Raw genomic sequence first — 15,489 nt, 5'->3', positions numbered from 1 at the left:
GGCTAGGCGCCTTCCGGCACCACCACGGGGACGATCTCCGGCGCCCCCAGCCTGATCGCGTCGGCCTCCTGGTCGGAGTCCTGCTCCTGGGAGCGCCGCTCGGCCTCCACCCGCTTGGTGTAGTACTCGACCTCCCGCTTGACCTGCTCGCCGTCCCAGTCGAGCGGCCCGGCCATCAGCTCGGCGGCCTCCCGCGCCACCCCCACCCCGCGGTGGAAGGTCTCGATGGAGATGCGGGTACGCCGGGTCAGCACGTCGTTCAGATGCCTGGCGCCCTCGGCGGTGGCGGCGTAGACGATCTCGGCCCGCAGGTAGTCGTCGGCCCCGTCCAGCGGCCTGGCCAGCGACGGGTCCTCCTTGATCAGCTCAAGCACCTCGTCGATGAGCGAGCCGTAGCGGTGCAGCAGGTGCTCGATCCGCGCCACGTGCAGCCCCGACTCCTGGGCGAGGCGGTGGCGGGCGTTCCACAGCGCCTGGTAGCCCTCGGCGCCGACCAGCGGGATGCGGTCGGTGCACGAGCGCGGCACCCGCTGGTCGAGCCCGTGCGCCACCGCGTCAACCGCGTCGCACGCCATCACCCGGTACGTCGTGTACTTGCCGCCCGCCACCATCACCAGCCCGGGCACGGGATGGGCCACCACGTGCTCCCTGGACAGCTTCGAGGTCTCGTCGGACTCGCCCGACAGCAGCGGCCGCAGCCCCGCGTAGACGCCCTCGACGTCGTCGCGGGTCAGCGGCACCGACAGGATCGCGTTGACGTGGTCGAGCAGGTAGTCGATGTCGGCGCGGGAGGCGGCCGGGTGGCTCTTGTCGAGCGTCCAGTCGGTGTCGGTGGTGCCGATGATCCAGTGGCGGCCCCACGGGATGACGAACAGCACCGACTTCTCCGTACGCAGGATGATGCCGGTCAGCGAGTGGATGCGGTCGCGCGGAACGACCAGGTGGATGCCCTTGGAGGCGCGCACGTGGATCTGGCCGCGGCCGCCCACCAGCTCCTGGATGTCGTCGGTCCACACGCCGGTCGCGTTGACCACCTGCCTGGCGCGGACGTCGAACTCGTCGCCGCTCTCCAGGTCGCGCACCCGCACGCCGGTGACCCGCTCGCCCTCCCGCAGGAACCGGACGACCTGGGCCCGCTGCGCGACGTGCGCGCCGTAGGTGGCCGCGGTGCGCAGCGTCATCATGACGAAGCGGGCGTCGTCCACCTGGGCGTCCCAGTATTGGACGGCGCCGGTGAAGGCGCTCTTCTTCAGCGCGGGGGCCAGGCGCAGCGCCCGCGACCTGGACAGGTGGCGGTGTCCCGGCACACCGCGGGTCAGGCCGGTCGCGAAGCCGAGCGTGTCGTAGAGCGTGACGCCGGCGCCCACGTACGGGCGTTCCCAGCCGTAGTGGGTCAGCGGGAACAGGAACGGCACGGGCCTGACCAGGTGGGGCGCGATGCGCTGGAGCAGCAGGGCGCGCTCCTGGAGCGCCTCGCGTACCAGGTCGAAGTTGAGCTGCTCCAGGTAGCGCAGGCCGCCGTGGATGAGCTTGGACGAGCGTGACGAGGTGCCGGAGGCGAAGTCGCGCGCCTCCACGAGGGCCACGTCGAGGCCCCTCGTCACCGCGTCGAGCGCGATGCCGGCACCCACGACGCCGCCGCCGACCACGACCACGTCGAGTTCCTGAGCCGTCATGCGCTCCAGCGCCTCGGCCCGCTCCGCGGGCCCGAGCCGGGCCGCGCACTTTCCCGACGCCATATCTCCCCCTGAAACGGCTTTGTCGCTGTTACTCATACCTACCCGCGCAGCGTCCGACCTGTAACGCCTTCTGCGGGGGCGCGCTCTCAGGCGCGGACGACCTTGACCCCGGCCTCGGTGAGCCGGCGGGCCAGCTCGTCGCTGAGCCTGGCGTCGGTGACGAGCGTGTCGATCTGGCCGATCGGGCAGATGCGGGAGAACGCCCGCCTGCCGACCTTGGAGGAGTCGGCCACCACCACGACCTGGGCGGCCCTGCTGATCAGCAGGTGGTTGACGCTGGCCTCGCCCTCGTGGTGGGCGGAGGCGCCCAGTTCGACGTCGAGCGCGTCCACGCCGAGGAAGGCGACGTCGAGCGTGACCTGTTCGAGCACGCCCGAGGCCAGCGGGCCGATCAGCTCGTAGGACTGCGGCCTGGCCACCCCGCCGGTCACCACGATCTTGACGTGCCTGCGCACGGTCAGCTCGGAGGCGATGTTGAGCGCGTTGGTGACGATGGTGAAGCCGCTCTCCAGCGTGCCCATGGTGGCCAGCGTGCGGGCCAGCTCGGAGGTGGTGGTGCCGCCGTTGAGCCCGACCACGGCGCCCGGCGAGACCAGCTCGGCCGCCGCCGCGGCGATGCGGTGCTTCTCGTCGGCGTGCCGCGCGGTCTTGTAGCGCAGCGGCAGGTCGTAGCTGACGCTCTGGGAGACCGCGCCGCCGCGCGTGCGCATGAGCATCTGCTGCTGGGCGAGCTGGTCGAAGTCCCGCCTGATGGTGGCGGTGGAGACGTCGAGAGCCTGCGCTGCCTCTTCCACCGACAGCCTGCCTTCCTGCGCGAGCAGCTCCAGGATGGCGTTCCAGCGGTCGTAGCGGGACACGGCGGCCTCCCTAGGGGATGAGGTCAGGAGCAAGCGTGGCACAACCTGGGGCCCCAGAGCTACCGATGTTCATTTATGCTCTGTTCTGGTATAAAAACCGCAGAAACAATCAATCATGGGAGGTAAGTGGTGACCACCCACACCGAAGCCGAGATCGCGTCCCAGCCGTCGTGCTGGCAGCGCGCCGTCGCGAACGTCCCCGCCGGCGCGCTCCCCGCGCGAGGTGAGCGGGTCGCCGTCGTCGGCTGCGGTACGTCGTGGTTCATCGCGATGGCGTACGCGGTGCTGCGCGAGCGTGCCGGGCACGGCGAGACCGACGCGTTCGCCGCCTCCGAGTTCCCCGAGGGCCGCGGCTACGACCGCGTGCTCGCGCTGACCCGCTCCGGCACCACGACCGAGGTGCTCGACCTGCTCGGCAGGACCGAGACCAGGACCACCGCCATCACGGCCGACCCCGAGACGCCGATCAGGGACGCCGCGCAGGACCTGATCGTGCTCGACTACGCCGACGAGCGGTCCGTCGTGCAGACCAGGTTCGCCACGACCCAGCTCGCCATGCTCCGCGCGAGCCTCGGCGAGGACCTCACCCAGGCGATCGCCGACGCCGAGCGGGCGGTCGCCGAGCCGCTGCCCGACGCGCTGGTCGCCGCCGAGCAGTTCAGCTTCCTCGGCGCCGGCTGGTCGGTCGGGCTCGCCCAGGAGGCGGCGCTGAAGATGCGCGAGGCGTCCAGGTCGTGGACGGAGGCGTACCCGGCGATGGAATACCGCCACGGCCCGATCAGCATCGCCGGGCCGGGCCGCGTGACGTGGATGCTCGGCACCGCGCCCGAGGGCCTGCGCGCCCAGGTGGAGGCGACCGGCGGCACGTTCGTGGAGAGCGGGCTCGACCCGATGGCCGAGCTGATCCGCGCCCAGCGGGTCGCGGTGGCGCGGGCCTTCGCCCGCGGGCTCAACCCCGACGAGCCCATGCACCTCACGCGATCTGTGATCCTTTCTTCATGAGCCTTACTCTTGCCGACGCCAGGATCGTGACGCCCGAGGGAGTTCACGAGGGGTGGCTGACCATCGAAGACGGCCGCGTCACGCACATCGGCCACGGCGCCGCCCCCGGGCCCGGCCTGCGGCTGGGCGGACGTCACGTGGTCCCCGGGTTCGTGGACGTGCACAACCACGGGGGCGCGGGCGGCTCCTTCCCCACCGGCGAGCAGGACAAGGCACGTGACGCCGTGGCGCTGCACCGGCGCCACGGCACCACCACGATGGTGGGCAGCCTGGTCACCGACACGCTCGACGGCGTGAGCAGGGCGGCCGCCGCGCTGGCGGAGCTGTGCGAGGAGGGCCTGCTGGCCGGCGTGCACTTCGAGGGCCCCTACATCGCCAAGGCCCGCTGCGGCGCGCACGACCCGACCTTGCTGCGCGAGCCGTCGCCGCAGGAGTTCGCCGGGCTGGTCAAGGCCGCGCGCGGGCACGCCCGCATGGTGACGATCGCGGCCGAGCTGCCCGGCGCGCTCGACACGATCAGGATGGCCGCCGCCGAGGGCGTCATCGCCGCCATCGGCCACAGCGACGCCGACTACGAGCAGACCATCGCCGGCATCGAGGCGGGCGCCACCGTGGCCACCCACCTCTACAACGCGATGCCGCCGCTCGGCCACCGCGCGCCCGGCCCGATCGCGGCGCTGCTCGACGACGAGCGGGTGACGGTCGAGCTGATCAACGACGGGGTGCACGTCCACGCGGCCATGCTGCGGCTGGCGTACGAGGTCGCCGGGCCTGGCCGCACGATGCTCATCACCGACGCCATGTCCGCCACCGGGCTCGGCGACGGCGACTACGTGCTCGGCCCCATGAAGGTGCATGTCCGCGACGGCGTGGCCAGGCTGGCCGAGGGCGGCTCCATCGCCGGCTCGACGCTCACCATGGACGTCGCCTTCCGCCGCGCGGTCCAGGAGCTGGGCCTGTCGCTGCCGGACGCCGTCCAGGTGACCTCACTGACCCCCGCCCGCGTGCTCGGCCTCGCCGACCGCATCGGCTCGATCGCCGTCGGCAAGGCCGCCGACCTGGTCGTGCTCTCCGACTCCCTGCAAGTGGACGGCGTGCTGAAGGACGGCGTCTGGATCACGGAGCCTTCATGATCGTCACGGTGACCCTCAACCTCGCCCTCGACACCACCTACCGGGTGCCGCGCGCCGACTGGGACGGCGTCAACCGCGTCGCCGCCGTGCACCGGCGGGCCGGGGGCAAGGGCGTGAACGTCGCCAGGGTGCTGCGCGCACTCGGCCGCGACGTGCTGGTCACCGGCCTGGCCGGGGGCGCCACCGGCCAGGCCATCGCCGACGATCTGCGGGCCGCCGGTCTCCCCCACGACCTCCACCCCGTGGCCGCCGAATCGCGGACGACCCTCGCCGTCACCGACCCGGACGCGGGCCGTACGGCGCTGTTCAACGAGCCAGGGCCCGAGGTGAGCGCCGCCGAGCTGACCGGGTTCACCCACCGCTTCGAGTCGCTGCTGGCGGAGGCCGAGGCGGTCGTGCTGTCCGGCAGCCTGCCGCGCGGCGTCCCCGCCGACGCCTACGCCACGCTCGCCGCGATCGCCGCCTCCCTGGGCGTGCCCGCCATCGTGGACGCCGACGGCGAGCCGCTGCGCCACGCGCCCAAAGGGCGGCCTTCCATCGTCAAGCCCAACGCGGAAGAGCTGGCCAGAGCCGTGCCGGGCGATCCGGCCGAGGGTGCTCAGGCCCTGCGCGGGCAGGGCGCGGAGGCGGTGGTCGTGTCCATGGGCGCCGACGGGCTGCTCGCCGTCACCGGCGAGGGAACGTTCCGCGCGCGCATGCCGTACGCCGTGCGCGGCAACCCCACGGGGGCCGGTGACTCGCTCGTCGCCGGGCTGGCGCTGGGCCTGGTCGAGCGCGAGCCGTGGCCGGAGCGCCTGCGCCGCGCCGCCGCCCTGGGCGCCGCCGCCGTCGCCACGCCCGTCGCCGGCGACATCGACCCCGGCGTGTACGCCGACATCCACCCCCGCATCACCATCAGCTGAAGGAGCCCGCCATGCCCCTCACCCCCATCGGCGACATCGTCCGTCGGTCACCCGCAGGGGTGGGCGCGTTCAACGTGATCCAGCTGGAGCACGCCACCGCCATCGTCGCCGGCGCCGAGGCGCTCAGCCTGCCCGTCGTGCTGCAGATCAGCGAGAACTGCGTGCGCTACCACGGCGCGCTGGAGCCCATCGCGCTGGCCGCGCTCGCCGTCGCCCGGCGCGCCGAGGTGCCGGTCGCCGTGCACCTCGACCACGCCACCGACCGCGCGCTCGTCGAGGAGGCCGTCGGGCTGGGCCTCGGCTCGGTCATGTACGACGCCTCCGCGCTGCCCGACGAGGAGAACGTCGCGAGCACCGCCGACGTCGCCGCCTGGTGCCACGAGCGCGGCGTGTGGGTGGAGGCCGAGCTGGGCGAGGTCGGGGGCAAGGACGGCGTGCACGCGCCCGGGGCGCGCACCAAGCCGCACGAGGCCGTCGACTACGTGACGCGGACCGGCGTGGACGCGCTGGCCGTGGCCGTCGGCACCTCCCACGCCATGACGACCAAGGACGCGGTGCTCGACCTGGAGCTGATCGCCGAGCTGCGGGCCGCCGTACCGGTGCCGCTGGTGCTGCACGGCTCTTCCGGAGTGCCGGACGACGTGCTGCGCGAGGCCGTACAGCGGGGCATGAAGAAGATCAACATCGCGACCCACCTGAACAAGGCGTTCACCGGGGCCGTCCGCGACTACCTGGCCCACGACGAGCGCGTGGTGGACTCCCGCAAATACCTCAATGCGGGCCGCGACGCGGTCGCCCGCGAGGTCTCCCACCTGCTCGGCGTGCTCACAGGCGGCTGAGGACCCACCCTCGTACGACAGGGCGTGGGTGTCGGTGAGATCGGCCATCCGGGGGTCAGGGCTCGACCGACAGGCGGCGCTGCATGTTCTCCACGGCCTTCTTGGCGTGCACCAGCGAGGCCCCGGTCTCCTTGCGGTAGATCGCGATGGCCTTGACCAGCTTGCCGTTGCGCAACGCCTCGTGGAACTCCGGCGGCAGCCGCAGCCCGCCGGAGTCGTCGAGCTGGATGCCCAGATAACGCTGGAGCGAGGCCACCTGCTGTTCGAGCCGTTTGATCCGGTCTTCGAGCGATTCGTCCATGGACAGGGACTCTAGCGGTGGCCCCGCGCGTGCGTCTTAAGGCGGATCAGCGCTGGATCGGCGCCACGACGACCTCGACCCGCTGGAACTCCTTGATGTCGGAATAGCCGGTGGAGGCCATGGTGCGCTTGAGCGCGCCCATGAGGTTCATCGACCCGTCGGCCACGCTGGACGGCCCGTGCAGGATCTGCTCCAGCGTGCCCACCGTCCCGAACTCGACCCGGCGCCCGCGCGGCAGGTCGGGGTGGTGCGCCTCGGAGCCCCAGTGGAAGCCGTGCCCCGGCGCCTCCGCGGCGCGGGCCAGCGGCGAGCCGACCATGACCGCGTCGGCCCCGCAGGCGATGGCCTTGGCGATGTCGCCCGAGGTGCCCATGCCGCCGTCGGCGATGACGTGCACGTAGCGGCCGCCGGACTCGTCCATGTAGTCGCGCCGGGCCGCCGCCACGTCGGAGATCGCGGTCGCCATCGGCACCGCGACGCCGAGCACGTTGCGGGTGGTGTGGGAGGCGCCGCCGCCGAAGCCGACCAGCACGCCGGCCGCGCCGGTGCGCATCAGGTGGAGCGCGGCGGTGTGGGTGGCGCAGCCGCCCACGATGACCGGGACGTCGAGCTCGTAGATGAACTGCTTGAGGTTGAGCGGCTCGGCCCGCCCTGAGACGTGCTCGGCGGAGACGGTGGTGCCGCGGATGACGAAGATGTCGACGCCCGCGTCGATCACGGCCTTGTGGTACTGGACCGTGCGCTGCGGCGACAGGCGGACGGCCGTGGTCACCCCGGACGCGCGGATCTCCTCGATCCTGCGGCCGATCAGCTCTTCCTGGATCGGCGCGGCGTAGATCTCCTGCAGCCGCCTGGTGGCCGCCTCCTGGTCGAGGGCGGCGCACTCCTCCAGCAGCGGCAGCGGGTCCTCGTAGCGGGTCCACAGCCCTTCGAGGTCGAGCGGGGCGAGGCCGCCGAGCCGGCCGATCTCGATGGCGGTGGCCGGCGAGACCACGCTGTCCATGGGAGCGACGACCACGGGCAGCTCGAACCGGTAGGCGTCGATCTGCCAGGCGATCGACACCTCCTCCGGGTCGCGGGTGCGCCGCGAGGGCACCAGGCCGATCTCGTCGAGCGAGTACGCCCTCCGCCCGGTCTTGCCCCGGCCGATCTCCACCTGCTGAGTCATGAACTTACCTTCTGTGATAGTTCGGAGCTTCCACGGTCATCTGGATGTCGTGGGGGTGGCTCTCCTTGAGCCCCGCCGCCGTGATCGGCATGAGCTCGCAGTCGGTGTGCATCTGCTCGATCGTGCGGCAGCCGGCGTACCACATGCCCTGGCGCAGCCCGCCGACGAGCTGGTGGGCGACCGCCGCGACCGGGCCGCGGTAGGGGACCTGGCCCTCGATGCCCTCGGGGATGTACTTGTCCTCGCCGCCGGACTCGGCCTGCGCGTAGCGGTCCTTGCTGTAGGAGGTGCCGCCGCGCTCGCGGTTGCGTACGGCGCCGAGCGACCCCATGCCCCGGTAGGACTTGAACTGCTTGCCGTTGATGAAGATCAGCTCACCGGGCGACTCCTCGCAGCCGGCGAGCAGCGAGCCCAGCATGACCGTGTCGGCGCCCGCGGCGATGGCCTTGACGATGTCGCCGGAGTATTGGAGGCCGCCGTCGCCGATGACCGGCACCCCGGCGGGCGCGCACGCCTTCGACGCCTCGTAAATGGCGGTGACCTGCGGCGCGCCGACCCCGGCCACGACCCGGGTGGTGCAGATGGAGCCGGGGCCCACGCCGACCTTGACGGCGTCGGCGCCCGCCTCGACCAGCATCTGGGCGCCCGCCCTGGTGGCGATGTTGCCGCCGATGACCTCGACGCTGCTGTTGGCCTTGACCTTGGCGATCATGTCGGCGAGGCCCTTGGAGTGGCCGTGCGCGACGTCGACGACGATCACGTCGACGCCGGCGTCGATGAGCGCCTTGGCCCGCTCCTCCGCGTCGCCGCCGACGCCCACCGCCGCGCCGACCAGCAGACGGCCGTCGGCGTCCTTGGTGGACAGCGGGTATTGCTCGCTCTTGGTGAAGTCTTTGACGGTGATCAGGCCGCGCAGCCGGCCGTCGGCGTCGACGAGCGGCAGCTTCTCGATCTTGTTGTGCCGCAGCAGCGTGAACGCCTCGTCGCGGGAGACCCCGACCGGCGCGGTGACCAGCGGCATCTTCGTCATGACCTCGCGCACGGGGCGCGTCTGGTCGGTCTCGAAGCGCATGTCGCGGTTGGTCACGATGCCGACGAGCTTGCCCGCCACGTCGGTCACCGGCACGCCGGAGATGCGGTAGGTGGCGCACAGCCGCTCGACGTCGGCGAGCGTGTCGTCGGGGCTGCAGGTCACCGGGTTGGTGACCATGCCGGCCTCGGACCGCTTGACGAGATCGACCTGCTGGGCCTGCTCCTCGACCGCCAGGTTGCGGTGGAGGATGCCGATGCCGCCCTGACGGGCCATGGCGACCGCCATGCGGGCCTCGGTCACGGTGTCCATGGCCGCGGAGACCAGCGGGATCGACAGCGTGATGCCCCGTGACAGGCGTGATCGGGTGTCGGCCTCGCCTGGTTGGAGATCTGAATAGCCGGGCACCAGCAGCACGTCATCGAAGGTCAAACCCATCTCGGTGAACTTGGACATGCCGCGGCCCCCTCCTGCCTCGCGCGCTGAATGCCTCAAGTCTAGGGCCTGCCTCCAAACGCATCGATGCAGGGAGGCGGCCCGCGCGATTCGGCGCGGAATCGGTGGGGATCCGGTGGGGATCCGGTGGGGATCCGGTGGGAACGCATCGATGCCGGGAGGACGAAGGCCCCCACAGCCGTTCGTACTCCCGGCATCGGAAGTGCCCGGGGACGGGACGGTCGGTGATCCGTCCCGTCCCCGGGCCATCGGCATCCGGGCGAGGTGGCGCTCCGCACCACCGAACCCCCCTCCGCGTCCTGATGGCCGGCGCCGCCGCGCCCATCTCTGAATGCCGACGCTGGGTAAAGCGTGCGTTACGGAGCGGCGTATCGCAATGGGTAAACGTGCAACTGCACGAAGCTGCACATCCACCGGAACAACTCGGCGAAAAGGCGGGACAGGCGCCGATCGCGGAGTTATCCTCGCGGCACGCCCGTGTCCCCCCGCCGGAGCCGCCCAGAATGCGCGACGAGCCCCACACCGTGTCCGATCCCTTCGAGACGCTGGGTCTCGACTCGGCCCAGACCGCGCTTTACACCGCGGTGCTGCGCCTGCACAGGGCGACCCGTTCCGATCTGGCGCAGGCGATGGACGGCCCGATCGACAAAGTAGGCCGCCAGCTCGACGACCTGGTCAAGCTGGGCGTCATCGACGAGCGGTCGGGCCAATACCTGGCCAGGCATCCCGCCGCCGCGCTCGGCCGGGTGATCGCGCAGCGCCTCGACCGGCTCGCCGAGGAGAGCCGCAGAATCGACTCGGCGCTCGGCTCCATCCGCGGCCTGATCCGCGACTACGACGCCGGGCGCGACTATCGCAGCGGCCCATTCACGGTGGAGATGGCGAGCGGCGCCGACATCCTCTACGAAAGCGTCGTCGGCATCGCGGTGCAGTCACCGTCGCCGCCGATGCCTTTGCTGACCGCGATTCCCGACGAACGCACTATGACTGATTTTGCGCGTAAATTCGCGAATCCCTGGATTGATGCGCAAAAACGAAACCTGCTGACCGTACGCGCCATCGTCCCGGTCTCCACGCTGACCGACCCCGGCGTACGCGACCAGCTCACCAACGTCATCGAGGCCGGCGGCGAGGTCCGCACGCTCGACCGGGTGCCGAGCTGGTTCATGACCGCCGGGTCCGAGACGGCCGGCCTGCCCGCCTGCTGGGGCGGCAACCTGCCCGACCACGCCTACAACTTCTACCTCGTGCGCACCCCCGTCATCGTCGGCGTGCTGAGCACCCTGTTCGCGGAGCTGTGGGCCCGCGCGCAGCTCCTGCCGTGGGCGCCCAGAGCCGACGGCGTGCGCCAGGTGCTGCGCCTGGCCGCGCAGGGCCTGTGCGACGACTCCATCGCCCGCCGGCTCGGCGTGTCCGTACGGACCGTGCGCGCCCGATGGGCCGACGCCATGACCGAGTTGGGCGCGCAATCCCGCTTCCACGCAGGTGTGGAGGCCGCCAGGCGCGGATGGCTGAGGTAATACTCACCGCGCGGGCCGCATCGGTCATATGGTGGGAAGGTGCTGGAAGACGTCCCCCGCGATCCGTTCGCGGACGACCCTAACGACCCTTCCTCAGCGATGGGCGCGCTCGACGATGCCGAGCCGCTCACGGCCGCCGAGCGCGACGAGGCCATCACCGACCTCGCCGACGTCGAGGTCTTCCGTTCCCTGCTCGAACCGCAGGGGGTGCTGGGGCTCGTACTCGACTGCCCGGAGTGTGGCGAGCAGCACTTCTTCGACTGGGATCTGCTGCGCGGCAACCTCAAGCAGATGATCGAGAAAGGCCAGCCGCAGGTGCACGAGCCGGCCTTCCATCCTGACCCCGCCGACTACGTCAGCTGGGACTACGCCAGAGGCTACGTCGACGGTGTCATCGACACCGAGGAGCGCCGCTGAGTCACGTCATCCCGCAGGACGGCCAGCAGCCGCACCGCGGGATCGCCCGGATCGGGCATCTCTCCACGACCGAGCGCGTCGAGCAGCGCGTCGGTCTCGTCCTCTGGCGTCAAGCGGACTCCAGCTCGGCCATCTGCCGCAGCCTGGCCAGCGCCCGATGCTGGGCGACGCGCACTGCACCCGGTGACATACCGAGTACATTACCGGTCTCCTCCGCCGAGAGCCCCGACACCACCCGCAGCAGCAGCAACTCCCGCTGGTTCTCGGGCAGCCTGGCCAGCAGCCGCCTGGCGTGCTCGACCTCGATGTAGCGGACCACGGTCTCCTCGGGCCCCGGGCCGTCGTCGGGGCCGTCGGGCAGGTCCTGTGTCGGCACGGCCGACCGTACCGAGCTGCGTAGCGCATCGGCCACCTTGTGCGAGGCGATGCCGAACACGAACGACGCGAACGGCCGCCCCATGTCGCGGTATCGCGGCAGCGCGGACAACACCGCGATGCACACCTCCTGGGCGACGTCATCGGCAATGTGATATTGCCCTGAAACCCTGCCCAGCCGGGCGCGGCAATACCGCACCACCATCGGACGCAACTCGCCGAGCAGGGATTCGATCGCACTGCGATCCCCCTGTACGGCGAGGCTCGTCAGTTCCCTAAGGTCGGAGTCATCCGTCCGTGCCGGAAGTCTCGACGCGAGCCTTACCCCAATTTTGGCGTCGGCGACGCTTCCCTCGCTCACGATAGGCATGATGCCCGCACTGATCCGGCCTGTCGTCATGGCGAACGGCTACGGATTGGTCACATTGAAGCGACGATAACGAGCAGTAATCAGGTGACCACACTAAGCCTTAATACTGACATAATATTTCACCTGATAACCCGGAATGCACGACATTTGTCAGACCACCGACGCTTATCGCCCACTCCCGGTTTACGACCAACAATCCACCTTTCCCCCCAATTTCCCCCATCGCCCGATAAGCCGCCCGCCCAGAACCGGCCCCCAAGCGTGGCGCGCTCGGCCGAGGTCACGCCGCGCCGCGCGCTCGCTCAGTCGCCGCGCGCGTCCAGCAGCTCCAGATAGCCCCGCACGGCCTCCCACAGGTGATGCTCGGGATAGCGGCCCAGGCTCCGGTGCTCGCGCCGCCACCGCCGGTCCCAGTACGCCCCGTGCACCGCCCTGAGGTGCTCCAGCGCCGTCCGCAGCTCCGCCTCGACGTCGGCCACCCCCTTGCCGGTGGCCCCGCCCGCCGACGCCGCCCGCGCCTCGCCGAAGCGCCGCTCCGCCAGCGCCGCCAGCACGTCCTCCTCGACGCCGTCCAGCGACCAGAACCGCACCGGCTCACTGATGTGATGGTTGGCCACCGGGTCCCGATGGGAACGCCAGACGTAGGCGACCCCGCCCTTGTCCAGATCGAGGAAGTCGACCAGCCAGGCCGTCCCCGGCGGCTGCGTGCCCCACGCCACCTCCTCGGGCGGCAGGTTCAGCACGAACGCCACCTCCAGGCGCTCGATCTCGTCGGCCCCACCGAGCAGGTCGCCGAACACGTACGCCGCCCGCAGGAACGGCTCGTCCGCCCGCACCCGCCGCGTCTGCTCGCACGCCCGCGCGAGCATCCCCAACCGCTCCACCGCCCGCCGGTACCGCACGCCCCGGCCACCTCCTCACACCGACCGCCGCCCAGCGTACGTGCCCGCCCCCGCTTCACGACGCCCCCGGGCACCGCCGAACGCGCGCGCCTCCCCACGACGACCCCGGGCACCGCCGAACATGGGTACCCCTCCCCTGCCCCACCACCTGGGCACCGCGAAACCGTACAGACCCAGGAAAGCCGTACGGCCCGCACCCTGAGGGGGTGCGGGCCGTACGGTCAGCGGAAGGAAGGGTCGGTCAGTGGCCGTGGCCGTGACCGTGACCCGCGCCGGCGGCCGGCGCCTCCTCCTCGGGCTTGTCCACCACGAGCGCCTCGGTCGTGAGCAGCATGCCCGCGATCGAAGCGGCGTTCTGGACGGCCGAGCGGGTGACCTTGACCGGGTCGATGACGCCCTGGCCGATGAGGTCGCCGTATTCGCCGGTCGCGGCGTTGAGGCCGTGGCCGGCCTCCAACTCGGCGACCTTGTGCGTCACGACGTAGCCCTCGAGGCCGGCGTTCTCGGCGATCCAGCGGGCCGGCTCGACCAGCGAGCGGCGCACGATGCCGACACCGGTCGCCTCGTCGCCCGACAGACCGAGGTCGTCGAGGTCCTTCGAGACGTGGATCAGCGCGGAGCCACCGCCGGAGACGATGCCCTCCTCGATCGCGGCGCGCGTCGCGGAGATCGCGTCCTCGAGACGGTGCTTCTTCTCCTTCAGCTCGACCTCGGTGGCGGCGCCGACGCGCAGCACGCACACACCGCCGGCCAGCTTGGCCAGCCGCTCCTGCAGCTTCTCGCGGTCCCAGTCGGAGTCGGACTGCTCGATGGCAATCTTGATCTCCTTGACGCGGTCCTCGATGGCCTGCGCGTCACCGGCGCCGTCGACGATGGTCGTGGCGTCCTTGGTGACGACGACGCGGCGGGCGGTGCCGAGCACCTCGAGGCCGACGTGCTCCAGCTTGAGGCCGACCTCCTCGCTGACGACCTGGCCGCCGGTGAGGATGGCCATGTCCTGCAGCATCGCCTTGCGGCGGTCGCCGAAGCCGGGGGCCTTGACGGCCACCGAGGTGAAGGTGCCGCGGATCTTGTTGGTGACCAGGACGGCCAGGGCCTCGCCCTCGACGTCCTCGGCGACCACGAGCAGCGGCTTCTTCGTCTGGGCGATCTTCTCCAGCAGCGGCAGGAAGTCCGCGATGGAGGAGATCTTGCCCTGGGTGAGCAGGATGTAGGCGTCCTCGAGGACGGACTCCATGCGCTCGGGGTCGGTGACCATGTAGGCCGACAGGTAGCCCTTGTCGAACTGCATGCCCTCGGTGAACTCGAGCTCCATGCCCATGGCGTTGGACTCTTCGACGGTGAGCACACCGTCCTTGCCCACCTTGTCGAACGCCTCGGCGATCAGGTCACCGATCTGCGCGTCCTGCGCGGAGATCGTGGCGACGTTGGCGATCTCCTTCTTGTCGGCCACCTCGCGGGCGGTCGACAGCAGGCGGTCGCTGACCTCCTTGGCGGCCTTGTCGATGCCGCGCTTGAGCGACAGCGGCGAGGCGCCGGCGGCGACGTTGCGCAGGCCCTCGCGGACCATGGCCTGGGCCAGGACGGTCGCGGTGGTGGTGCCGTCGCCCGCGATGTCGTTGGTCTTGGTCGCCACTTCCTTGGCGAGCTGGGCGCCGAGGTTCTCGTAGCGCTCCTCCAGCTCGATCTCACGAGCGATGGTCACACCGTCGTTCGTGATCGTCGGCGCACCGAACTTCTTGTCGATGACGACGTTACGGCCACGCGGGCCGAGGGTTACCTTCACGGCGTCCGCGAGGGCGTTCACGCCGCGCTCGAGCGCGCGGCGGGCGTCCTCGTCGAACTCCAGGATCTTCGCCATTGTCTGAAAGTCCTCTCCTAGCGTCGAAAGCCCCGGCCGCCCTCAAGAGCGCCCGGGGCTCGACACATCCGGCCTACTTCTCGATGATCGCGAGAACGTCGCGGGCGGAGAGCACGAGGTACTCCTCGCCGCCGTACTTGACCTCGGTGCCGCCGTACTTGCTGTAGAGGACGATGTCGCCCTCGGAGACGTCGAGCGGAATCCGCTTCTCGCCGTCCTCGTCCCAGTTGCCCGGGCCCACCGCGAGGACCTTGCCCTCCTGCGGCTTCTCCTTGGCGGTGTCCGGGATGACCAGGCCGGAAGCGGTGGTCTGCTCGGCCTCAAGCGGCTGAACCACGATGCGGTCGCCGAGCGGCTTAACGGGAACCTTGGTGGCGGTCGTCACGATCGGACCTCCCCTTCAGATTTGAATGATCTAGAAGAGGCGACCAGCTGGGCCTGCCGTCGCGGGTGTCAGACCTGCCTCGTCGCACGTTGGCACTCTCAAGGGGAGAGTGCCAACAGGAAACATATGCAAGAGGGGCTTGACAGTCAACACGAACGCGTCTGCTGAGAGCGATCAGAGCTCGAAACAGGCCGTTGACCTGGTCAGTCTCCCACGTGCACGAATGTTCGCC

At 70.8% G+C, this 15,489-nt stretch carries 15 protein-coding genes; 6 read left to right on the top strand and 9 right to left on the bottom strand.

Annotated elements, in window-relative coordinates; genetic code table 11:
• Positions 1–2: 2 nt before the first annotated feature.
• Together AB0K12_RS01375 and AB0K12_RS01370 are read right to left on the bottom strand one after the other, a co-directional pair.
• Complete coding sequence (locus tag AB0K12_RS01375; RefSeq protein WP_364554808.1) at positions 3–1,739, bottom strand: glycerol-3-phosphate dehydrogenase/oxidase; 1,737 nt, start codon at positions 1,737–1,739, stop codon at positions 3–5.
• Positions 1,740–1,825: 86 nt separating this feature from the next.
• Positions 1,826–2,596, bottom strand: coding sequence for a DeoR/GlpR family DNA-binding transcription regulator (locus AB0K12_RS01370; protein WP_364554806.1), 771 nt, complete (start codon positions 2,594–2,596; stop codon positions 1,826–1,828).
• Between the two features lie 129 nt (positions 2,597–2,725).
• Here AB0K12_RS01370 and AB0K12_RS01365 point away from each other — a divergent pair, with 129 nt between their 5' ends.
• The 4 genes from AB0K12_RS01365 to AB0K12_RS01350 are packed head-to-tail and all read left to right on the top strand — an operon-like array spanning position 2,726 to position 6,472.
• A complete protein-coding gene (locus tag AB0K12_RS01365) occupies positions 2,726–3,598 on the top strand; it encodes a sugar isomerase (RefSeq protein ID WP_364554804.1) in 873 nt (290 codons plus the stop codon).
• Positions 3,595–4,731, top strand: coding sequence for an N-acetylglucosamine-6-phosphate deacetylase (gene nagA, locus AB0K12_RS01360; RefSeq protein ID WP_364554803.1), 1,137 nt, complete (start codon positions 3,595–3,597; stop codon positions 4,729–4,731). Before AB0K12_RS01365 ends, nagA begins: the two co-directional genes overlap by 4 nt.
• Positions 4,728–5,633, top strand: coding sequence for a 1-phosphofructokinase family hexose kinase (locus tag AB0K12_RS01355; protein ID WP_364554801.1), 906 nt, complete (start codon positions 4,728–4,730; stop codon positions 5,631–5,633). The genes nagA and AB0K12_RS01355 overlap by 4 nt, the downstream gene beginning before the upstream one ends.
• Positions 5,634–5,644: 11 nt before the next feature.
• Entirely contained in the window at positions 5,645–6,472 is an 828-nt protein-coding gene (locus AB0K12_RS01350) for a class II fructose-bisphosphate aldolase (RefSeq protein ID WP_364554799.1), read from the top strand.
• Between the two features lie 55 nt (positions 6,473–6,527).
• Here AB0K12_RS01350 and AB0K12_RS01345 read toward each other — a convergent pair whose 3' ends face one another.
• The 3 genes from AB0K12_RS01345 to guaB are packed head-to-tail and all read right to left on the bottom strand — an operon-like array spanning position 6,528 to position 9,427.
• Positions 6,528–6,773 carry a hypothetical protein gene (locus AB0K12_RS01345; protein ID WP_364554797.1) on the bottom strand — a complete coding sequence of 82 codons (246 nt, stop codon included), beginning with the start codon at positions 6,771–6,773 and terminating at the stop codon, positions 6,528–6,530.
• Between the two features lie 46 nt (positions 6,774–6,819).
• Entirely contained in the window at positions 6,820–7,941 is a 1,122-nt protein-coding gene (locus AB0K12_RS01340) for a GuaB3 family IMP dehydrogenase-related protein (RefSeq protein ID WP_364554795.1), read from the bottom strand.
• Positions 7,942–7,945: 4 nt separating this feature from the next.
• Positions 7,946–9,427 (bottom strand): IMP dehydrogenase, encoded by a 1,482-nt coding sequence (gene guaB / locus AB0K12_RS01335; RefSeq protein WP_364554793.1) that lies wholly within the window; start codon positions 9,425–9,427, stop codon positions 7,946–7,948.
• 524 nt (positions 9,428–9,951) lie between these two features.
• Here guaB and AB0K12_RS01330 point away from each other — a divergent pair.
• Both AB0K12_RS01330 and AB0K12_RS01325 read left to right on the top strand, forming a co-directional pair.
• Positions 9,952–10,947, top strand: coding sequence for a LuxR C-terminal-related transcriptional regulator (locus tag AB0K12_RS01330; RefSeq protein ID WP_364554791.1), 996 nt, complete (start codon positions 9,952–9,954; stop codon positions 10,945–10,947).
• Positions 10,948–10,986: 39 nt separating this feature from the next.
• Entirely contained in the window at positions 10,987–11,364 is a 378-nt protein-coding gene (locus AB0K12_RS01325; RefSeq protein WP_355425493.1) for a DUF5319 domain-containing protein, read from the top strand.
• A 109-nt stretch (positions 11,365–11,473) separates the two neighbouring features.
• On the opposite strand, the gene AB0K12_RS01320 is transcribed toward AB0K12_RS01325, so the two are convergent.
• From AB0K12_RS01320 to groES, 4 genes are all read right to left on the bottom strand, one after another.
• Complete coding sequence (locus AB0K12_RS01320) at positions 11,474–12,109, bottom strand: sigma-70 family RNA polymerase sigma factor (protein WP_132334441.1); 636 nt, start codon at positions 12,107–12,109, stop codon at positions 11,474–11,476.
• Positions 12,110–12,411: 302 nt separating this feature from the next.
• Complete coding sequence (locus AB0K12_RS01315) at positions 12,412–13,011, bottom strand: hypothetical protein (RefSeq protein ID WP_364554789.1); 600 nt, start codon at positions 13,009–13,011, stop codon at positions 12,412–12,414.
• Positions 13,012–13,252: 241 nt separating this feature from the next.
• Complete coding sequence (gene groL, locus AB0K12_RS01310; RefSeq protein WP_364554787.1) at positions 13,253–14,872, bottom strand: chaperonin GroEL; 1,620 nt, start codon at positions 14,870–14,872, stop codon at positions 13,253–13,255.
• A 73-nt stretch (positions 14,873–14,945) separates the two neighbouring features.
• Positions 14,946–15,260: a co-chaperone GroES gene (gene groES, locus AB0K12_RS01305; protein ID WP_219545199.1), complete on the bottom strand. Its 315-nt coding sequence runs from the start codon at positions 15,258–15,260 to the stop codon at positions 14,946–14,948.
• Between the last annotated feature and the right edge of the window lie 229 nt (positions 15,261–15,489).

The organism is Nonomuraea sp. NPDC049419, assembly GCF_040676995.1.
In the GTDB taxonomy this organism is placed as follows: Bacteria; Actinomycetota; Actinomycetes; order Streptosporangiales; family Streptosporangiaceae; genus Nonomuraea; species Nonomuraea salmonea.
This window is presented reverse-complemented; position numbering and strand designations above follow the sequence as displayed.